The sequence below is a fragment of the Klebsiella sp. M5al genome, assembly GCF_002090195.1.
In the GTDB taxonomy this organism is placed as follows: Bacteria; Pseudomonadota; Gammaproteobacteria; order Enterobacterales; family Enterobacteriaceae; genus Klebsiella; species Klebsiella grimontii.
Genome location: NZ_CP020657.1, coordinates 220,017 through 240,011 on the forward strand (window position 1 = coordinate 220,017; position 19,995 = coordinate 240,011).

The following is a 19,995-nucleotide window of genomic DNA, read 5'->3' on the forward strand; positions in this document are numbered from 1 at the left end:
CACCAACACACCAGGCTTATTCCTGTGGAGTTAAATATGAGCGATAAAATTATTCACCTGACTGACGACAGTTTTGACACGGACGTACTCAAGGCTGACGGGCTAACCCTCGTCGATTTCTGGGCAGAGTGGTGTGGTCCGTGCAAAATGATCGCCCCGATTCTGGATGAGATCGCTGAAGAGTATCAGGGCAAACTGACCATTGCGAAACTGAACATCGATCAGAACCCGGGCACCGCGCCGAAATACGGCATTCGCGGTATCCCGACCCTGCTGCTGTTCAAAAATGGCGAAGTTGCAGCGACCAAAGTTGGCGCGCTGTCCAAAGGCCAGTTAAAAGAGTTCCTCGACGCCAACCTGGCGTAAGCGGCTTGCTCTCCCGGCGTCCAGCCTCCTATTTTTTGCGGATCTCTGGACGCCCGGCGAGAGTCGTGCTAAGTTAATCTCAGACTTCGTTTTAAACATACCTTTGTTTGAATCTTGTTTTACCCAAAGCGTCCCGCAAAAATGCGCGTGAGGCTTATAATCCGGGCTTATCACTCATTCCGTTTAGTCGTTTCAGTTCTGCGTTCTTTCCTGTGACCAGGCAACGTACAGACACGAGATGAAGGCCGTTAACAGGCATGGATGTTCCTGCCATACCATTCACAACATTAAGTTCGAGAATTACCCCGAGTTTAAGAACCCACACCATTATGAATCTTACCGAATTAAAGAATACGCCGGTTTCTGAGCTGATTACTCTCGGCGAAAATATGGGGCTGGAAAACCTGGCCCGTATGCGTAAGCAGGATATTATTTTTGCCATCCTCAAGCAGCATTCGAAGAGTGGCGAGGATATCTTTGGCGATGGCGTACTGGAGATACTGCAGGATGGATTTGGTTTCCTCCGTTCAGCAGACAGCTCCTACCTCGCCGGTCCCGACGACATCTACGTATCCCCCAGCCAAATCCGCCGTTTCAACCTCCGCACTGGTGACACCATTTCCGGTAAGATTCGTCCTCCTAAAGAGGGTGAGCGTTACTTTGCGTTGTTGAAAGTTAACGAAGTTAACTACGATAAGCCGGAAAACGCGCGTAACAAGATTCTGTTCGAGAACTTAACCCCGCTGCACGCAAATTCACGTCTGCGTATGGAACGTGGTAACGGCTCAACGGAAGACTTAACCGCCCGCGTACTGGATCTGGCGTCGCCGATCGGCCGCGGCCAGCGTGGTCTGATTGTCGCGCCGCCGAAGGCCGGTAAAACCATGCTGCTGCAGAACATCGCGCAGAGCATTGCGTACAACCATCCTGATTGCGTACTGATGGTACTGCTTATCGACGAACGTCCGGAAGAAGTGACCGAGATGCAGCGTCTGGTTAAAGGTGAAGTTGTCGCTTCGACCTTTGACGAGCCGGCATCCCGCCACGTTCAGGTTGCCGAGATGGTTATCGAGAAGGCGAAGCGTCTGGTTGAGCATAAGAAAGACGTTATCATCCTGCTCGACTCCATTACCCGTCTGGCGCGCGCCTACAACACCGTGGTCCCGGCTTCCGGTAAAGTGTTGACCGGTGGTGTGGACGCCAACGCCCTGCATCGTCCGAAGCGTTTCTTCGGCGCCGCGCGTAACGTGGAAGAGGGCGGCAGCCTGACCATCATCGCTACGGCACTGATCGATACCGGTTCTAAAATGGACGAAGTTATCTACGAAGAGTTTAAAGGCACCGGTAACATGGAGCTTCATCTCTCTCGTAAGATCGCAGAAAAACGCGTCTTCCCGGCTATCGATTACAACCGTTCCGGTACCCGTAAAGAAGAGTTGCTCACCACTCAGGAAGAGCTGCAGAAGATGTGGATCCTGCGTAAAATCATTCACCCGATGGGTGAAATCGACGCGATGGAATTCCTCATCAATAAACTGGCGATGACCAAAACTAACGATGACTTCTTCGACATGATGAAGCGCTCGTAAGTTAAAAATGCCAGAAAACGCCACGCTATTGCGTGGCGTTTTGTTTTCCGGGTTTGTATGATCCAGCAAGGGAAAACAAAATGGGTATTAACGTATGATGTGTGCAGAATGCTGGCAGGCAGAGACGGCTTTAACAGTCTAAAATTTCTACAATAAATTTGTAATGTTCTGCTTTGCCCCTTCTGGAGTTGAGGCATCATCGTTATACTTCCCGGATTAACTATGCTGAGAGCACATGCGTTGTGAATTTACTCACTGCTATTACTGAATTAATCAGTATTTTCTTATTCACTACCCTGTTTATATTTATCGCCCGCAAGGCGGCAAAAAGAGTTGGGCTGGTGGATAAACCTAACTATCGCAAACGGCATCAGGGTTTGATTCCGTTAGTCGGTGGTATTTCAGTTTTCGCAGGTATTTGTTTTACGTTTGCCATCGCCGATTATTACATTCCCCATGCAAGGTTATACCTGGGGTGTGCCGGGGTGCTTGTGCTGGTCGGCGCGCTGGACGACCGCTTTGATATCAGCGTAAAAATTCGCGCCGTTATTCAGGCCGCTATCGCCGTCATTATGATGATGGTGGGTAATCTTCATCTTAGTAGCCTCGGTTTTATATTCGGCTCTTGGGAACTGGTGCTCGGCCCCTTTGGCTTCTTCCTCACGCTGTTCGCCGTTTGGGCGGCGATCAATGCTTTCAATATGGTAGATGGTATCGATGGGCTGCTTGGCGGCCTCTCCTCCGTCTCTTTCGCGGCAACGGGAATCATCCTGTGGTTTGATGGCCAGTACAGCCTGGCGATGTGGTGTTTTGCGATGATTGCCGCCATTTTGCCCTATATTTTACTTAACCTCGGTGCGCTTGGTCGTCGCTATAAGGTCTTTATGGGTGATGCCGGCAGCACCATGATTGGCTTTACTATCATCTGGATCCTGCTGGAGACCACGCAGGGAAAAACGCATCCTATTAGCCCGGTCACGGCGCTGTGGATTATTGCTATCCCATTGATGGATATGGTGGCGATTATGTACCGTCGCCTGCGTAAAGGGATGAGTCCATTCTCCCCGGACCGCCAGCATATTCATCACTTAATCATGCGCGCCGGCTTTACTTCCCGCCAGGCATTTGTCCTGATCACCCTGGCCGCCGCGCTGCTGGCCCTGGTTGGCGTGGTGGCGGAATACACCCGCATTGTGCCGGAATGGGTGATGTTAATACTCTTTTTGGTAGCCTTCTTTCTTTATGGCTACTGCATTAAACGCGCCTGGAAAGTGGCGCGCATGGTTAAGCGCATTAGACGCAGAATTCGGCGACACAGCGGCAATAATCCTAATTAACCAAGTCAATCTGGGGACGTGATGACTCAACCATTACCGGGAGCACAAACAGTGAACGTTGAGAATGAGCTGGATATTCGCGGGCTGTTTCGCGCCTTATGGGCAGGAAAAAGCTGGATAGCAGGTATCGCAGTGCTCTTTGCACTGATTGTTCTGGTTTATACCTTTTTTGCTCGCCAGGAGTGGAGCGCGACGGCGATTACCGACCGGCCAACGGTAAACATGCTGGGGGGATACTATTCGCAGCAGCAGTTTTTACGCAATCTCGATATCAAGGCCAATCTCGTCTCGGTCGATCAGCCTTCGGTAATGGATGAAGCTTATAAAGAGTTCATCATGCAGCAGGCGTCATGGGATACCCGCCGCGACTTCTGGCTGCAAACGGACTACTACAAGCAGCGCCAGTCGGGTAACGCTCGCGCCGATGCCGCCCTGCTGGATGACCTGATCAACGATATCCAGTTTATGCCCGGCGATGCGCTAAAAAGCGTCAACGATAGCGTGAAGCTGACGGCGGAAACCGCTCCGGATGCCAATAATCTGCTGCGCCAGTATGTGGCTTTCGCCAGCCAGCGTGCGGCAGGGCATCTGAATGACGAGCTTAAAGGCGCCTGGGCCGCGCGTACCATCCAGATGAAAGCGCAGGTGAAGCGCCAGGAAGAGGTGGCACGAGAGATTTTCAATCGCCGCATGCATAGCGTGGAACAGGCGCTGAAAGTCGCGCAGCAGCACAATATCTCCCGCAGCGAAACCGATATTCCACCAGACCAGCTGCCGGATTCAGAGCTGTTTTTACTGGGGCGGCCGATGCTGCAGGCCCGACTGGAAAATCTGCAGGCGGTGGGGCCGCAGTACGATATTGATTATGACCAAAGCCGCGCCATGCTAACGACATTAAACGTTGGGCCAACCCTGGATCCGCGTTTTCAGACTTACAGGTATTTGCGAACGCCTGAAGAACCGGTAAAACGCGATAGCCCGCGCCGCGTGTTTCTGATGGTGATGTGGGGGATTGTGGGCGCGCTCATCGGCGCAGGCGTTGCGTTATCGCGTCGCCGTGTCCAGTGAATGCGGCCCGTGGTGAAGGACATTCAGCCTTTATCACCTAATCGAAGAGAATCGATGTGAAAGTACTAACGGTATTTGGCACGAGACCAGAAGCTATCAAAATGGCGCCTCTGGTTCATGCGCTGGCAAAGGATCCTCATTTTGAGGCGAAAGTTTGCGTGACCGCGCAGCATCGGGAGATGCTCGATCAGGTGTTGAAACTTTTTTCTATTGTTCCGGAATACGACCTTAACATTATGCAGCCGGGGCAGGGTTTGACGGAGATTACCTGTCGCATCCTTGAGGGCTTAAAGCCGGTGCTGGAGTCGTTTAAGCCGGACGTGGTGCTGGTGCATGGCGATACCACCACGACGATGGCGGCAAGCCTGGCCGCTTTTTATCAGCGCATTCCGGTAGGGCATGTGGAGGCCGGGCTGCGTACCGGCGATCTGAGCTCGCCATGGCCGGAAGAGGGGAACCGTACGTTGACCGGACATCTGGCAACGTACCACTTTGCGCCAACGGAAACCTCGCGGCAGAACCTGCTGCGGGAAAACATCGCCGACAATCGGATCGCGGTAACCGGCAATACGGTTATTGACGCGCTGTTCTGGGTGCGCGACCGGGTGTTGAGCGATGAAGCCCTGCGCAACGAACTGACTCAGCGCTATCCCTTCCTCGCCAACGGCAAAAAGATGATTCTGGTCACCGGGCACCGTCGGGAAAGCTTTGGCCGTGGTTTTGAGCAAATCTGCCATGCGCTGGCGGAGATCGCCGCCAACAATCCGGACGTACAAATTGTCTATCCGGTGCATCTGAACCCGAACGTCAGCGAGCCGGTTAAGCGTATTCTCGGCCACGTTGAGAACGTCATGCTTATTGAGCCACAGGATTATCTACCGTTCGTCTGGCTGATGAATCGCGCATGGTTGATCCTGACCGATTCAGGCGGTATCCAGGAAGAAGCGCCATCGCTCGGTAAGCCGGTGCTGGTGATGCGTGACATGACCGAGCGTCCGGAAGCGGTCAGCGCGGGAACCGTGTGCCTGGTGGGCACCGATAGCCAACGCATCGTCAATGAAGTCACGCGCTTGCTGCAAGATGAGTTCGCGTATCAGGCCATGAGCCGGGCGCATAACCCGTACGGCGATGGACAAGCGTGTCATCGTATTTTGTCTGCACTTAAAAATAATCAGGTAACGCTATGAATTTTTCTACCATTTCAGTGATTGGCCTTGGATATATTGGCCTGCCAACCGCTGCCGCGTTCGCCTCCCGGCAAAAGCGGGTGGTCGGCGTTGATATCAATCAACACGCCGTGGAGACCATTAACCGTGGAGAAATTCATATCGTGGAGCCGGATCTGGCGAGCGTCGTCAAAACGGCGGTCGAGCAGGGCTACCTGAGCGCCACCACCGCGCCGGTAGCAGCCGACGCCTATCTTATTGCGGTGCCGACGCCGTTTAAAGATCTGCACGAACCGGATATGGTTTTCGTCGAATCGGCGGCGAAATCTATCGCCCCGACGCTGAAGAAAGGCTCGTTGGTTATCCTTGAGTCCACGTCGCCGGTGGGGGCAACCGAGCAGATGGCGGGCTGGCTGGCGGAAATGCGCCCCGATCTGAGTTTCCCGCAGCAGGCTGGCGAAGCGGCCGACGTCAATATCGCCTACTGTCCAGAGCGCGTTTTGCCGGGGCAGGTGATGGTTGAGCTGATTAAAAACGATCGCGTGATTGGCGGCATGTCGCCGGTTTGCTCGGCCCGCGCCAGCGAGCTGTATAAAATCTTCCTTGAAGGCGAATGCGTGGTGACCAACTCGCGCACTGCCGAGATGTGCAAGCTGACTGAAAACAGCTTCCGTGACGTTAATATCGCTTTTGCCAATGAACTTTCGCTAATTTGCGCCGATCAGGGGATTAACGTCTGGGAACTGATTCGCCTGGCGAATCGTCATCCGCGGGTCAATATTCTTCAGCCGGGCCCGGGCGTTGGCGGCCACTGTATCGCGGTCGACCCGTGGTTTATCGTGGCGCAGAATCCGCAGCAGGCTCGGCTTATCCGGACCGCGCGTGAAGTTAACGATCACAAACCAGAATGGGTAATCGACCAGGTGAAAGCGCGAGTCGCCGACTGCCTCGCGGTGAGCAACAAACGCGCCAGCGAGCTAAAAATCGCCTGCTTTGGCCTCGCGTTTAAGCCGAATATTGATGACCTGCGCGAAAGCCCGGCAATGGCTATCGCCGCGCAAATCGCCCGCTGGCACGGCGGCGAAACCCTGGTCGTTGAGCCAAATATTCATCATCTGCCGAAAAAGCTCGACGGACTGTGCGCTCTGGCGACGCTGGACGAAGCGCTGGCGAGCGCCGATGTGCTGGTGATGCTAGTCGATCACAAAGAATTTAAAGCGGTCGGCGGGGATAGCGTTAGCCAGCAGTTTATCGTCGATACCAAAGGGGTGTGGCGGTGAGCACGATTCTGGTCACCGGTGGCGCGGGATTTATCGGTTCGGCGGTGGCGCGCGAAATCATCACTGCAACTACTGATAACGTAGTGGTGGTTGATAAGCTGACCTACGCCGGAAATCTGATGTCGCTGGCGCCTGTTGCCGGGGATCCGCGTTTCGCCTTTGAACAGGTGGATATCTGCGATCGTGCCGAACTGGACCGTGTCTTCCACCACTATCAGCCCGATATCGTGATGCATCTGGCCGCCGAAAGCCACGTCGACCGCTCTATTGATGGTCCGGCGTCGTTTATCGAAACCAACATTGTCGGTACCTATACGCTGCTTGAAGCGGCGCGTGCTTACTGGAATACGCTGGGGAACGAAAAAAAAAACGGTCTTTCGCTTCCACCATATCTCAACGGATGAGGTCTATGGCGATCTGCACGATAGCGGCGCGTTTTTTACCGAAACCACGCCTTATGCGCCCAGCAGTCCCTATTCGGCCTCGAAAGCCAGCAGCGATCATCTGGTACGGGCCTGGCAGCGCACCTACGGACTGCCAACGTTGGTGACCAACTGCTCGAATAACTACGGGCCGTATCACTTCCCGGAAAAACTGATCCCGCTGACCATCCTGAATGCGCTGGCGGGTAAAGCGCTGCCGGTTTATGGCAATGGCGAGCAGATTCGCGACTGGCTGTTCGTTGAAGATCACGCCAGGGCGCTCTATCAGGTAGCAACGCGCGGTGAGCCGGGCGAAACGTATAATATTGGCGGCCATAATGAACGGAAGAATATCGAGGTGGTAGAAACCATTTGCGATCTGCTGGAAGAGCTGGCGCCGCACAAGCCGAATGGCCTGGCGCGCTATCGCGATCTCATCACTTTTGTTGCTGACCGTCCCGGCCACGACCTACGCTACGCCATTGACGCGACGAAAATAGAGCGGGAGCTGGGCTGGACGCCGAATGAAACGTTTACCAGCGGGATGCGCAAAACGGTTGCGTGGTATCTGGCCAATGAATCCTGGTGGCGGCAGGTGCTGGACGGCAGCTATCAGGGTGAACGCCTGGGGCTGCATGGCTGAGCGCTTGAGGGGGGAAAAATGAAAGGTATTATTCTGGCAGGCGGATCGGGGACACGTCTGCATCCGATCACGCGCGGCGTCTCAAAACAGCTGCTACCTATCTACGACAAGCCGATGATCTACTATCCGCTCTCGGTGCTGATGCTGGCCGGGATCCGCGAAGTGTTGATCATTACCACTCCGGATGACCAGCGTGATTTCCAACGACTGCTTGGTGATGGTTCGGAGTTCGGCGTGCAGCTAAGCTACGCCGCACAGCCAAGCCCGGACGGGCTGGCGCAGGCTTTTATCATTGGAGAGGCTTTTCTCAACGGTGAACCATCATGTCTGGTGCTGGGCGATAACATCTTTTTCGGCCAGGGGTTTAGTCCGAAGCTGCGTAGCGTCGCGGCCCGCATGACCGGGGCGACGGTGTTCGGCTATCAGGTGATGGACCCGGAACGCTTTGGCGTGGTGGAGTTTGATGACGATTTCCGCGCGATTTCGCTGGAAGAGAAGCCAAAGCAGCCCAAATCCAACTGGGCGGTAACCGGCCTCTATTTCTACGACGGTAAAGTCGCGGAATACGCGAAACGGGTTAAACCCTCGGCGCGCGGCGAGTTGGAGATCACCTCCATCAATCAAATGTATCTCGACGATGGCGCGCTGACGGTTGAGTTGCTGGGCCGCGGTTTTGCCTGGCTCGACACCGGCACGCACGATAGCCTGATCGAGGCCAGCATGTTTGTGCAAACGGTGGAAAAACGTCAGGGTTTCAAGATTGCCTGCCTGGAAGAGATCGCCTGGCGCAACGGCTGGCTGGACGACGACGGCGTAAAGCGCGCGGCGAAACGGCTGGAAAAAACTGGCTACGGCCAATACTTACTGGATTTACTCCGTGCCCGTCCGCGCCAGTATTGAACCCCTTGAATGGGAAAACCGCTTCTTCGGCGTCAATAGCGCTATCGTACGCTTTGGCGACGATGCGCCGCCGCTGACGGCGCAAGCGCTGGCCGGATGGTCGCGGGTGCAGGCGAAAGTCGCGGCGGATGATGTCGCGCGTCTGGACGCACTGCAGGCATTGGGCTTCCGGCTGGTGGAGGGCGAGGTCGATCTCGCGCTTTCGCCTGCGGCTTCTGATGATAGCGGCGCCGAGCCGGCGACCGCGGTGGATATCCCCCGGCTGCGCGAGCTGGCGGCGCTGGCCTTTGCGCAGAGCCGTTTTCGTGCCCCCTGGTACGCAGCCGATGCCAGCGGTCGTTTCTATGCCCAGTGGATTGAAAATGCGGTGCGCGGGACTTTCGATCATCAGTGTCTGGTGTTTCGCGCCCCTGATGGTGATATTCGCGCGTTTGTCTCCCTGCGCCAGCTCAGCGAGCGCGAGGCGAGGATTGGCCTGCTGGCCGGACGCGGCGCCGGAGTGGAATTAATGCAGGCAGCCCAGCGCTGGGCCGCGCTGCGTGGGCTGACGACACTGCGGGTGGCGACCCAGATGGGCAACACCGCCGCGCTTAAACGTTACATTCTTAGCGGTGCGAATATCGAAAGCACCGCGTACTGGTTATACAGGTGACATGATGATTCCATTTAACGCGCCGCCGGTGGTGGGAACCGAACTTGATTATATGCAGTCCGCGATGGGCAGCGGCAAGCTGTGCGGCGATGGCGGTTTTACCCGCCGCTGTCAGCAGTGGATGGAGCAGCGTTTCGGCACCGCCAAAGCGCTGCTGACGCCGTCCTGCACCGCTTCGCTGGAGATGGCAGCGCTGCTGCTGGACATCCAGCCGGGCGATGAAGTGATTATGCCGAGCTATACCTTCGTCTCCACCGCCAACGCCTTTGTGCTGCGCGGCGCGAAAATCGTCTTCGTTGATATTCGTCGCGATACCATGAATATTGATGAAACGCTGATTGAAGCGGCCATTACCGAGAAAACCCGCGCGATTGTACCGGTCCACTACGCCGGCGTGGCCTGCGAGATGGACACCATTATGGCTATCGCCAGCAAGCATAATCTGTTTGTGGTGGAGGATGCCGCTCAGGGCGTGATGTCGACTTATAAAGGTCGGGCGCTCGGCACTATCGGCCATATTGGCTGCTTCAGCTTCCATGAAACCAAAAACTACACCGCGGGCGGTGAAGGCGGCGCGACGCTGATTAACGATCGCAAGCTGATCGAGCGCGCAGAGATCATTCGTGAAAAAGGCACCAACCGCAGCCAGTTTTTCCGTGGTCTGGTGGATAAATATACCTGGCGCGATATCGGCTCCAGCTATCTGATGTCCGATTTACAGGCCGCCTACCTGTGGGCGCAGCTGGAAGCGGCGGAGCGGATTAACCAGCAGCGCCTGGCGCTGTGGCAGAACTACTACGATGCCCTGCTGCCGTTGGCGCGGGCTGGACGTATCGATCTGCCGAGCGTTCCGGCCGACTGCGGGCAAAATGCGCACATGTTCTATATCAAGCTGCGCGATATTGACGATCGCAGCAAGCTGATCGCCTGGCTGAAAGAGGCGGAGATTCTGGCGGTGTTCCACTATATCCCGCTGCACAGCTGCCCGGCCGGAGAAACCTTCGGCGAGTTCCACGGGACGGATCGCTACACCACTCAGGAGAGCGAACGCCTGCTGCGTCTGCCGTTATTCTACAACCTGTCGAACGTCAACCAGCGCACGGTAATTAACTCGCTGCTGAGCTATTTCTCCTGATATGTCGCTGGCAAAAGCGTCTCTGTGGACCGCGGCGTCCACGCTGGTCAAAATCGGCGCCGGTCTGCTGGTGGTTAAGCTGCTGGCCGTGTCGTTCGGCCCGGCAGGGGTGGGGCAGGCGGGTAACTTCCGCCAGCTGGTGACCGTACTTGGCGTACTGGCGGGGGCCGGGATATTTAACGGCGTCACTAAGCTGGTAGCCCAGCATCATGACGATCGCCGGCAGTTGTACAACGTCGTTGGCACCGCTTCGGCGATGGTACTGGGTTTCTCCACCCTGCTGGCGCTGATCTTCCTGCTGGCGGCCGCGCCAATTAGCCAGGGGCTGTTCGGCCATCAGCAATATCAGAACCTGGTGCGGCTGGTGGCCCTGGTGCAGATGGGGATCGCCTGGGCGAATTTCCTGTTAGCGCTGATGAAAGGTTTTCGCGATGCGGCGGGCAATGCGCTGTCGCTTATCGCCGGGAGCCTGATTGGCGTGGCGGCGTACTATGCCTGCTACCGTTTCGGCGGCTACCAGGGCGCATTGCTGGGACTGGCGCTGGTACCCGCGCTGGTGGTGGTGCCAGCGGCCTTCGTACTGTGGCGACGCGGTAATATTCCGCTGAGCGCGCTGCGCCCGCGTTGGGACAACGGCCTGGCGGGGCAGCTGTCCAAATTTACCCTGATGGCGCTGATTACCTCGGTGACGCTGCCGGTCGCCTACGTGATGATGCGTAACCTGCTGGCGGCCCATTATGGTTGGGACGCGGTGGGGATCTGGCAAGGGGTGAGCAGCATCTCCGACGCCTATCTGCAGTTTATTACCGCCTCATTTAGCGTTTATCTGTTACCGACATTGTCCCGGCTAACGGCGAAAGCGGATATCACCCGCGAGATTGGCAAAGCGTTAAAATTTGTTCTCCCGGCGGTGGCGGCAGCAAGCTTTACGGTGTGGCTGCTGCGCGATTTCGCTATCTGGCTACTTTTTTCCGATCGTTTCACGGCGATGCGCGACCTGTTTGCCTGGCAACTGGTGGGCGATGTGCTGAAGGTGGGGGCGTACGTCTATGGCTATCTGGTGATCGCCAAAGCCTCGCTGCGTTTTTATATTCTGACGGAAATCAGCCAGTTCGCGCTGTTGACCGCATTCTCGCACTGGCTTATCCCGGCGCATGGCGCAATCGGCGCGGCGCAGGCGTATATGGCTACTTATATTGTTTATTTCGCTCTCTGTAGCGGCGTGTTTTTACTTTGGCGTAAACGGGCATGACAGCACTGATACATGTACTGGGATCGGATATCCCGCACCACAACCAGACCGTGCTGCGGTTCTTTAATGATGAGCTGGCCGTCGATGACGAGCAGGCGCGTATATTTATGGTCGTCGGTGAGGAGACAGGGATCCGCGCAGCCTATCCCGCGCTCTCCATCAGCTGTTATCCGGGGAAAAAGTCGCTGGCGCAGGCGGTTATCGCGCAGGCAAAAGCGAACCGGCAGCAGCGCTTTTTCTTTCACGGCCAGTTCAATACCGGCCTGTGGCTGGCGCTGCTCAGCGGCGGGATCCGCCCGGCGCAGTTTAACTGGCATATCTGGGGGGCGGACCTGTATGAGAACTCCGCCAGCCTGAAGTTTCGTCTGTTTTATCCCCTGCGGCGCATGGCGCAGGGCCGGGTAGGGCGCGTGTTTGCTACCCGCGGCGATCTGAGCTGGTTCTCCGCCCGCCATTCGGGCGTGCCGGGTGAGCTGCTCTACTTCCCGACCCGCATGGATCCGGCGCTGAATTCGCTCGCCGATAGCGCCCCGCGCGGCGACACGCTGACTATCCTGGTGGGTAATTCCGGCGACCGCAGCAACGAGCATATCGCGGCGCTGCGCGCGATTCGCCAGCAGTTTGGCGATACGGTTAACGTTGTCGTGCCGATGGGCTATCCGGCCAATAATAGCGACTACATTAACGAAGTTCGCGAGGCCGGCGCGGCTCTGTTCAGCCCACAGCATCTCCAGGTATTGAGCGACAAGCTGGCGTTTGATGATTATCTTGCGCTGCTGCGCCGCTGCGATCTGGGCTACTTCCTGTTTGCCCGCCAGCAGGGTATCGGCACGCTATGCCTGCTGATTCAGGCGGGGATCCCTTGCGTGCTGAATCGGGATAATCCCTTCTGGCAGGATATGTCGGAGCAGCATATTCCGGTACTCTTTACCCGCGATGCGCTGGACGTGAGCGTTGTGCGTGAAGCACAGCGCCAGCTGGCTGGCGTGGATAAAAATCAGATCGCCTTCTTCCGTCCGAATTATCTGACGGGCTGGCGACGAGCGTTGCGGATTGCCGCGGGGGTGGACGCATGACATTAATGCAATTTAGCGGGCTGCTGCTGGTCTGGCTGCTGTCGACGCTTTTTATCGCCACCGCCACGTACTTTGAATTTCGTCGCGTGCGCTTCAACTTCAACGTTTTTTTCTCGCTGCTGTTTCTGCTGACCTTTTTCTTTGGCTTCCCGCTGACCAGTATTCTGGTGTTTCGCTTTGACGTCGCGGTCGCCCCGCCGGAAATTCTGCTGCAAACCCTGTTGGTTTCCGTCTGTTTTTATGCGGTTTACTATGCCACCTACAAAACGCGGCTACGCTCGGCGACGCGCGGCCATTCGCATCGTCCGCTGTTTACGATGAATCGCGTGGAGACCCATCTGACCTGGGGCATTTTACTGGGGCTGGCGCTGCTCTGCGTCGGCATCTTCTTTGCGCACAACGGATTTCTGCTATTCAAGCTCAACTCCTATAGCCAGATCTTCTCCAGCGAAGTTTCCGGCGTGGCGCTAAAGCGCTTCTTCTACTTTTTCATCCCGGCAATGCTGGTGGTCTATTTTTTGCGTCAGGATTATAAAGCGTGGATATTCTTCCTCGTTAGCACCGTCGCCTTTGGCCTGCTGACCTACGCCATCGTTGGCGGCACCCGGGCTAACATTATCATCGCTTTTGCCATTTTCCTGTTTATCGGCATCATTCGCGGCTGGATCAGCCTGTGGATGCTGGCGGCGGCGGGCGTGCTGGGCATCGTCGGTATGTTCTGGCTGGCCCTCAAACGCTACGGTATGAACGTCAGCGGCGATGAGGCGTTTTATACTTTCCTCTATCTGACCCGCGACACCTTCTCGCCGTGGGAGAACCTGGCCCTGCTGCTGCAAAACTACGACAAGATTGAGTTTCAGGGACTGGCGCCCATCGTCCGGGATTTCTATGTCTTTATCCCCAGCTGGTTGTGGCACGGTCGGCCGACAATGGTGCTCAATACCGCGAACTATTTCACCTGGGACGTGCTGAATAACCATTCTGGCCTGGCGATTTCGCCGACCCTGATTGGCTCGCTGGTGGTGATGGGAGGCGTCTGGTTCGTGCCGCTGGGAGCGGTAGCGGTTGGGCTGATCATTAAATGGTTTGACTGGCTGTACGAGCTTGGCAACCGGGAGACGAACCGCTATAAAGCGGCGATCCTGCACAGTTTCTGTTTTGGCGCTATCTTCAACATGATCGTGCTGGCGCGTGAAGGGCTGGATTCATTTGGTTCCCGCGTGGTTTTTTTCCTCGTCATCTTTGGGATCTGCCTGCTGGCGGCAAAACTGCTGTACTGGTTCCTGGATAGCGTGGGGCTGATTCACAAGCGGGCTAAACCGCTGACGCAACCTCAAGTCTGATAAGGGTGTACATGACTGAGACCACATCCGCGCCGTTGTATCTGCTGAGAGGGCTACAACTCATTGGTTGGCGCGATATGCAACACGCTCTGGATTATCTGTACGCCGACGGCGAGATCCGTACGGGGACGCTGGTGGCGATTAATGCAGAGAAGATGCTGGCGGTAGAAGACAGCCCCGACGTTCGGGCGCTGATCGAAGCCGCAGAATTCAAATACGCTGACGGCATCAGCGTAGTTCGCTCATTACGTAAAAAATATCCTCAGTCGCAAGTGTCGCGCGTCGCCGGCGCGGATTTATGGGAAGCCCTGATGGCGCGCGCAGGCGCTCAGGGAACGCCGGTATTTCTGATCGGCGGCAAGCCCGAGGTACTGGCGCAAACGGAGCAGCAGCTTCGCCAGCGCTGGAATGTGAATATCGTTGGAAGCCAGGACGGCTATTTTGCCGCTGACCAGCGTCAGGCGCTATTTGAGCGTATCCGCGATAGCGGGGCGAAGATCGTCACGGTGGCGATGGGCTCGCCGCGTCAGGAAATCCTGATGCGCGACTGTCGGGACGTTTATCCGCAGGCGCTGTATATGGGCGTGGGCGGTACCTACGACGTCTTTACCGGCCACGTGCAGCGGGCGCCGAAGTTCTGGCAGGACCTGGGTCTGGAGTGGTTCTATCGACTGGTTTCGCAGCCGAGCCGCATAAAAAGGCAGGCGCGCCTGCTGCGCTATTTACGCTGGTATTACACCGGTAAGCTGTGACATTCCACTGCAAGCGGGCGGGTTTACCTGGGTATTCTGTGTAATGTCTTCACTCGCCTGATACTTTATTTGCCATTTCCCTCAAATTCATTAACCATTCGCATGCTTAAAACGCGACGGTCAGTTCACCGTCGCGCAGGCAGGGCTATTCCATTTTATTCATTCATAAAAATAACCGGTATAGACACATCCTGGTTGGGATGTGCTTAAACCCGGAGCAGGGCAAACACAAGAGGTTATATGACTGAGAAAAAAGCGGAACTTCAGCGGGGACTGGAGGCGCGACACATTGAGCTAATCGCCCTTGGCGGCACGATTGGCGTGGGGTTATTTATGGGCGCGGCAAGTACGCTCAAGTGGGCCGGACCTTCGGTTCTACTGGCGTATATCATCGCCGGGCTCTTTGTCTTCTTTATCATGCGTTCGATGGGCGAAATGCTGTTCCTTGAACCGGTAACCGGCTCGTTCGCCGTTTATGCCCACCGCTATATGAGCCCGTTTTTCGGCTATCTCACCGCATGGTCCTACTGGTTTATGTGGATGGCGGTCGGGATATCGGAGATTACGGCGATCGGGGTCTATGTCCAGTTCTGGTTCCCGGAGATGGCGCAGTGGATACCGGCGCTTATCGCGGTTGGGCTGGTAGCGCTGGCGAATCTGGCGGCGGTACGTCTGTACGGCGAAATTGAATTCTGGTTCGCCATGATTAAGGTCACCACCATTATTGTGATGATCGTGGTGGGGCTGGGCGTTATTTTCTTTGGCTTCGGTAACGGCGGACACGCTATTGGCTTTGGCAATCTGACCGAGCACGGTGGCTTCTTCGCCGGCGGCTGGAAGGGTTTCCTGACGGCGCTGTGTATCGTGGTCGCTTCCTACCAGGGCGTCGAGCTTATCGGCATTACGGCCGGTGAAGCGAAGAACCCGCAGGTCACGCTGCGCAGCGCGGTAGGCAAAGTGCTGTGGCGAATCCTGATTTTCTACGTGGGGGCGATTTTCGTGATCGTCACTATTTTCCCGTGGGATCAGATTGGCTCCAACGGCAGTCCGTTCGTGCTGACCTTTGCCAAAATCGGCATCACCGCGGCGGCAGGTATTATTAACTTTGTGGTACTCACGGCGGCGCTGTCCGGCTGTAACAGCGGAATGTACAGCTGCGGACGCATGCTCTACGCGCTGGCAAGGAATCGTCAGCTGCCTGCGGCCATCGCCAAAGTCTCGCGCAACGGCGTACCCTCGGCGGGCGTGGCGCTATCGATCCTGATTCTGCTGGTCGGTTCGTGCCTGAACTACATTATCCCTAATCCACAGCGGGTTTTCGTCTACGTCTACAGCGCCAGCGTGCTGCCGGGCATGGTACCGTGGTTTGTGATTCTGATTAGCCAGCTGCGTTTTCGTCTCGTGCATAAAGAAGCCATGGCCAGCCATCCGTTTCGCTCGCTGCTGTTCCCGTGGGCAAACTATTTGACCATGGCGTTCCTGGTTTGCGTGCTAATAGGGATGGGATTTAACGACGATACGCGTATGTCGCTCTTTGTCGGAATAATTTTCCTTGCCGCCGTGACGCTTATTTATAAGGTATTTGGCCTTGGTCGACGCGGAAATGTTGATAATGTGGCGCAATAAGCAACAAAACGCACAAAGCATGAGCAAACGATAATTTTCTTTAAAAAGGCACTAGACAGCGGGGTAGGAAGTCCGTATTATCCGACCCCGCAACGGCGCTAAGCGCCCGTAGCTCAGCTGGATAGAGCGCTGCCCTCCGGAGGCAGAGGTCTCAGGTTCGAATCCTGTCGGGCGCACCATTTACCCGGTGCTGGAGCTGCGGTGGTTTCAATACCGCGTAAAAGATTTGCAGTGGTGGCTATAGCTCAGTTGGTAGAGCCCTGGATTGTGATTCCAGTTGTCGTGGGTTCGAATCCCATTAGCCACCCCATTATTTAGAAAGTTGTGATATTGCGAAGGTGGCGGAATTGGTAGACGCGCTAGCTTCAGGTGTTAGTGTTCTTACGGACGTGGGGGTTCAAGTCCCCCCCCTCGCACCACGACTTTATAAAGAATTGAACTAAAAATTCAAAAAAGCAGTACATCGGCGAGTAGCGCAGCTTGGTAGCGCAACTGGTTTGGGACCAGTGGGTCGGAGGTTCGAATCCTCTCTCGCCGACCAATTTTGAACCCCGCTTCGGCGGGGTTTTTTGTTTTCTGATTTTGCAAAAAAAAACTCTTTTATCTTCCTGATATCGCAAATAATATTCCGCTAATCACAATGCTATTTATTCTCCAGAATAGTCCCAATTCCCTGTTCGGGTAGATGCATTTTCTACCGATCCTGTGCGATAATAACCGGGTAGATGCTCATTCCATCTCTTATGTTCGCCTTAGTGCCTCATAAACTCAGGAATGATGCAGAGCCGTTTTACGGTGCTTATCGTCCACTGACAGATGTCGCGCAAGCCTCATCAAACACCATGGACACTACGTTGAGTGAAGCACCCAATTTGTTGTCAAACAGACCTGTTTTAACGCCTGCTCTGGTTTCAGAGCAGGCGTTTTTTTCTTTTCAGGGATCGGAAAGCGTTCAGGCGGGAAGAGAAGAGATTCTCGCCCCCGGCGGAGGCGAGAATCGCATTATTGCTGCGGGTTGTTTTGCAGGGTTAACAGCAGGCCGTCGCGACGCATCGTCGCCGCTTCTTCCGGCTGATGCAGGCGGTCGAGGGTATCGGCCAGCCACGCGTAGTCAAACGCATCCGGGCGCTGCTTGAGCGCAGCGCGGAACGCAATGCTGGCTTCCTGCCACTCGCCGTGGCGCATGAGCGATTGTCCCAGCGTACTCCACAGCAGCGGGCGGTCGCCGACCGTTTTAATCTGCTGACGCAGCACTTTTTCCAGCTGTTCCGGATTATTGGTTTTCAGCCGCGGGATCGGCATGACCAGACGGTCGTCGTAGTGCTTTTTCAAACCATCGATAATAATCTGCTGCGCGGTATCATGGTCGTCGCTTTCGATAAGGCGATTCGCCATTGCCACCTGTAGCGCCACCTGGCTGCGGGTTTTACGGTTCTGGTTTTTCCACCAGCCGCGCAAACCTTCGCTGCCGCCGTCGGCCAGCGTTTTATCCATCAGACCAATCCACGCCAGCTGTTCCAGTTCGGCGCGGTGCTCTTCATCGCTGACGTCGGCTTTCGCCATTGACGGAATGATATCCAGCAGCGAATTCCAGGCTCCGGTACGAATGTAGGCCTGCTCGGCGAGGCGCAGGACCTCCGGATGACGCGGCGTGATCTCCAGCAGCTTGTCGATACCGTGGCGGGCGGCGTGGTTTTCATTACGCGCCAGCTGCAGACGTACGCGGGTGATTTCGACAGGAATCAGGTCGTCGCCGGCGAGCTCGGTGGCGCGCTCCAGATGCTGGTTGGCGCGAGCTTCATCCCCTCGCTGCTGAGCGGCTTCTGCCGCCAGCAGGTAGTTCACAACCGGCTGCTCAGCGTGATCGGCATTTTTCGCCATCAGCTTCTCAACCTGCTGATAATCGCCTTCCGCCAGCTTCAGCAGCGCCTGCTCGGTTTGCTTACGGGCGCGACGACGTTTGCGGCCCACGAACCAGCCGCGGGTATGCGCGCCGGTGCGGAAAATACGCCGTAGCAGCCACTCAATGGCAAACAGCACCACCATGGTGAGGATCATGATGATCGCTAGCCCGGTGACGCTGGTTTCAATGTTGTAGTTATCGGTCTGGATCAAGACGTAGCCCTGATGACCGGCGATCATCGGGCCAACAACGATCCCGGCAAGCAGCAGCGCGAAGAGTAAGAGAATTTTCAACATGCGTTACTCTCCTTGTGGCGCAGGGACAGGGGCTGGAGCCGGTGCGCTGGGTTGGGTTTCAGCCGGCTGCGCCATCAGATTACGAACGCGCGTCTGCATGAGCTTCTCAAGCAGCGCCTGGCTCTGCAGGCTCTCTGGTACGTTCATGGTGATGCTTTGCTGGCTGAGCTTATCCACATCCTCAAGGAAGGCTTTAGTGGTCGCGTCTTCAGTATCGTAGTAGGCGCGAACCCAGGTTGAGACGTTATCCAGCGCCTGTTTGTAGGTTTCTTCCTGATGACGTGGAACGGCCTGCGCCGCGACCAGCAGACGCGAGCGAATGTTTTCGCGCAGGTAGACGTCCTGGTTTGGCGCCAGCAGCGGCACGGCGGTCTCATCTCGGCGGCGAACGGTAATAAAGCTGTCCATAAAGTTCTGCCAGCTTTTTTGCAGGTTTACCCGCCACTCGCTAATGGAGCTGGACAGCTCATCGCTATCGGAATCCATCGGGGTGTCATCGTCATTATTGTCCGCCAGACGTAAATTATCGATCTGGTTGGCGAGCTGGTTAACCTTCAGAATGATGCCGTCATAGTCCACCTGACTTACGGCGGAGAGCGAGGCGATATCGTCGGTGATGGCGCGACGGGCGCTAATCAGACTTGGATCGTTCATGTCGGCCAGGCTGGCATCGGCGCTTTTCAGCAGCGCGGCGGCGGTCGTCACGTCCTGATCGCTCCACAGCTTACGTCCGGCCAGCTTCACGAGGAAATCAGCTTGCGCGAGCAGCCAGGTTTTTGCGTCGCTGCCGGAAATGACCGCGACCTTCTCCTGCACTTCTTCCAGCTTCTTCGCCAGAGCATCCTGCTGACGCTGCGCTTGCGTCAGCTGGTCGGCCTGCTGCTTAATGATGCCTTCAAGCTCGCTTTTTTGGTTTTCCTGCGCTTTTTGCAGCGCGGCGATCTGGCTGGATAGCCCGGCGCTGGCTTCGCTCTGGCGGGTCGCCTGGGTCTTCGTCAAGCCATAAAGACCTATGCCAGCGGCGAGGGCGATAGCGATAGCTATGGCGCTCAGAGCGAGGCTGGTTTTACTGCCGCCGTTTTTCTTTTCTACGTTATTTTCTGGCTGTGGCGTCGTGTCCACGGCCTCCCTGGTCTCTTCAACCACGGCGGATTGATTCTGTTGTTCCGTCATTATGGCTTCCAATGTT

Annotated in this window: 16 protein-coding genes, 4 tRNA genes and 1 pseudogene; 19 read left to right on the top strand and 2 right to left on the bottom strand. The window is 56.1% G+C overall.

Annotated features, from left to right (window positions below):
* Positions 1-36 precede the first annotated feature (36 nt).
* The 19 genes and pseudogenes from trxA to BWI76_RS01160 all read left to right on the top strand — a co-directional run bounded on the left by trxA (position 37) and on the right by BWI76_RS01160 (position 17,148).
* Positions 37-366 (top strand): thioredoxin TrxA, encoded by a 330-nt coding sequence (trxA, locus tag BWI76_RS01070; protein WP_004097507.1) that lies wholly within the window; start codon positions 37-39, stop codon positions 364-366.
* 329 nt (positions 367-695) lie between these two features.
* Positions 696-1,955, top strand: a complete 1,260-nt coding sequence (rho, locus tag BWI76_RS01075; RefSeq protein ID WP_002883293.1) for a transcription termination factor Rho — start codon at positions 696-698, stop codon at positions 1,953-1,955.
* 242 nt (positions 1,956-2,197) lie between these two features.
* A complete protein-coding gene (wecA, locus tag BWI76_RS01080; protein WP_004127391.1) occupies positions 2,198-3,292 on the top strand; it encodes a UDP-N-acetylglucosamine--undecaprenyl-phosphate N-acetylglucosaminephosphotransferase in 1,095 nt (364 codons plus the stop codon).
* Positions 3,293-3,313: 21 nt separating this feature from the next.
* A complete protein-coding gene (gene wzzE, locus BWI76_RS01085) occupies positions 3,314-4,360 on the top strand; it encodes an ECA polysaccharide chain length modulation protein (RefSeq protein WP_004133286.1) in 1,047 nt (348 codons plus the stop codon).
* Between the two features lie 56 nt (positions 4,361-4,416).
* Positions 4,417-5,547 (top strand): non-hydrolyzing UDP-N-acetylglucosamine 2-epimerase, encoded by a 1,131-nt coding sequence (gene wecB / locus BWI76_RS01090; RefSeq protein WP_074168715.1) that lies wholly within the window; start codon positions 4,417-4,419, stop codon positions 5,545-5,547.
* Positions 5,544-6,806, top strand: coding sequence for a UDP-N-acetyl-D-mannosamine dehydrogenase (wecC, locus tag BWI76_RS01095; protein ID WP_004133284.1), 1,263 nt, complete (start codon positions 5,544-5,546; stop codon positions 6,804-6,806). The genes wecB and wecC overlap by 4 nt, the downstream gene beginning before the upstream one ends.
* Positions 6,803-7,871: pseudogene (rffG, locus tag BWI76_RS01100) on the top strand (dTDP-glucose 4,6-dehydratase). Before wecC ends, rffG begins: the two are co-directional and overlap by 4 nt.
* An 18-nt stretch (positions 7,872-7,889) precedes the next feature.
* The gene (gene rfbA / locus BWI76_RS01105; protein ID WP_004133281.1) at positions 7,890-8,771 is read left to right on the top strand and encodes a glucose-1-phosphate thymidylyltransferase RfbA; all 882 of its coding nucleotides are present in this window, start codon (positions 7,890-7,892) and stop codon (positions 8,769-8,771) included.
* A complete protein-coding gene (gene rffC, locus BWI76_RS01110; protein WP_004133280.1) occupies positions 8,749-9,423 on the top strand; it encodes a dTDP-4-amino-4,6-dideoxy-D-galactose acyltransferase in 675 nt (224 codons plus the stop codon). Before rfbA ends, rffC begins: the two co-directional genes overlap by 23 nt.
* Before the next feature lie 4 nt (positions 9,424-9,427).
* On the top strand, positions 9,428-10,558 hold the full coding sequence (rffA, locus tag BWI76_RS01115; RefSeq protein ID WP_064371569.1) for a dTDP-4-amino-4,6-dideoxygalactose transaminase: 1,131 nt from the start codon (positions 9,428-9,430) through the stop codon (positions 10,556-10,558).
* A 1-nt stretch (position 10,559) separates the two neighbouring features.
* The gene (gene wzxE / locus BWI76_RS01120) at positions 10,560-11,810 is read left to right on the top strand and encodes a lipid III flippase WzxE (RefSeq protein WP_064371523.1); all 1,251 of its coding nucleotides are present in this window, start codon (positions 10,560-10,562) and stop codon (positions 11,808-11,810) included.
* Positions 11,807-12,886, top strand: coding sequence for a TDP-N-acetylfucosamine:lipid II N-acetylfucosaminyltransferase (locus BWI76_RS01125; protein ID WP_064371522.1), 1,080 nt, complete (start codon positions 11,807-11,809; stop codon positions 12,884-12,886). The genes wzxE and BWI76_RS01125 overlap by 4 nt, the downstream gene beginning before the upstream one ends.
* Positions 12,883-14,229, top strand: a complete 1,347-nt coding sequence (gene wzyE, locus BWI76_RS01130) for an ECA oligosaccharide polymerase (RefSeq protein ID WP_004133275.1) — start codon at positions 12,883-12,885, stop codon at positions 14,227-14,229. Before BWI76_RS01125 ends, wzyE begins: the two co-directional genes overlap by 4 nt.
* 11 nt (positions 14,230-14,240) lie before the next feature.
* Positions 14,241-14,981, top strand: coding sequence for a lipopolysaccharide N-acetylmannosaminouronosyltransferase (gene wecG / locus BWI76_RS01135; protein ID WP_004133273.1), 741 nt, complete (start codon positions 14,241-14,243; stop codon positions 14,979-14,981).
* 240 nt (positions 14,982-15,221) lie between these two features.
* Positions 15,222-16,607 (top strand): bifunctional threonine/serine APC transporter ThrP, encoded by a 1,386-nt coding sequence (thrP, locus tag BWI76_RS01140; RefSeq protein ID WP_004133272.1) that lies wholly within the window; start codon positions 15,222-15,224, stop codon positions 16,605-16,607.
* 102 nt (positions 16,608-16,709) lie between these two features.
* Positions 16,710-16,786, top strand: a tRNA-Arg gene (locus BWI76_RS01145).
* A gap of 55 nt (positions 16,787-16,841) precedes the next feature.
* A tRNA-His gene (locus tag BWI76_RS01150) sits at positions 16,842-16,917 on the top strand.
* A gap of 22 nt (positions 16,918-16,939) precedes the next feature.
* A tRNA-Leu gene (locus BWI76_RS01155) sits at positions 16,940-17,026 on the top strand.
* A gap of 45 nt (positions 17,027-17,071) precedes the next feature.
* A tRNA-Pro gene (locus tag BWI76_RS01160) sits at positions 17,072-17,148 on the top strand.
* Positions 17,149-17,609: 461 nt separating this feature from the next.
* On the opposite strand, the gene hemY is transcribed toward BWI76_RS01160, so the two are convergent.
* Both hemY and hemX read right to left on the bottom strand, forming a co-directional pair.
* Positions 17,610-18,806, bottom strand: coding sequence for a protoheme IX biogenesis protein HemY (hemY, locus tag BWI76_RS01165; RefSeq protein WP_004133271.1), 1,197 nt, complete (start codon positions 18,804-18,806; stop codon positions 17,610-17,612).
* Between the two features lie 3 nt (positions 18,807-18,809).
* Positions 18,810-19,979 carry a uroporphyrinogen-III C-methyltransferase gene (gene hemX / locus BWI76_RS01170; protein ID WP_024360626.1) on the bottom strand — a complete coding sequence of 390 codons (1,170 nt, stop codon included), beginning with the start codon at positions 19,977-19,979 and terminating at the stop codon, positions 18,810-18,812.
* Positions 19,980-19,995: the final 16 nt, after the last annotated feature.

Bases quoted from the DNA above. Each gene is read 5' to 3' on its own strand.
- wzyE (WP_004133275.1), top strand. From the start codon at position 12,883: ATGACATTAATGCAATTTAGCGGGCTGCTGCTGGTCTGGCTGCTGTCG.
- rfbA (WP_004133281.1), top strand. From the start codon at position 7,890: ATGAAAGGTATTATTCTGGCAGGCGGATCGGGGACACGTCTGCATCCG.
- BWI76_RS01125 (WP_064371522.1), top strand. From the start codon at position 11,807: ATGACAGCACTGATACATGTACTGGGATCGGATATCCCGCACCACAAC.
- hemX (WP_024360626.1), bottom strand. From the start codon at position 19,979: ATGACGGAACAACAGAATCAATCCGCCGTGGTTGAAGAGACCAGGGAG.
- wzzE (WP_004133286.1), top strand. From the start codon at position 3,314: ATGACTCAACCATTACCGGGAGCACAAACAGTGAACGTTGAGAATGAG.
- rho (WP_002883293.1), top strand. From the start codon at position 696: ATGAATCTTACCGAATTAAAGAATACGCCGGTTTCTGAGCTGATTACT.
- trxA (WP_004097507.1), top strand. From the start codon at position 37: ATGAGCGATAAAATTATTCACCTGACTGACGACAGTTTTGACACGGAC.
- hemY (WP_004133271.1), bottom strand. From the start codon at position 18,806: ATGTTGAAAATTCTCTTACTCTTCGCGCTGCTGCTTGCCGGGATCGTT.
- wecG (WP_004133273.1), top strand. From the start codon at position 14,241: ATGACTGAGACCACATCCGCGCCGTTGTATCTGCTGAGAGGGCTACAA.
- thrP (WP_004133272.1), top strand. From the start codon at position 15,222: ATGACTGAGAAAAAAGCGGAACTTCAGCGGGGACTGGAGGCGCGACAC.
- rffA (WP_064371569.1), top strand. From the start codon at position 9,428: ATGATTCCATTTAACGCGCCGCCGGTGGTGGGAACCGAACTTGATTAT.
- wzxE (WP_064371523.1), top strand. From the start codon at position 10,560: ATGTCGCTGGCAAAAGCGTCTCTGTGGACCGCGGCGTCCACGCTGGTC.
- wecC (WP_004133284.1), top strand. From the start codon at position 5,544: ATGAATTTTTCTACCATTTCAGTGATTGGCCTTGGATATATTGGCCTG.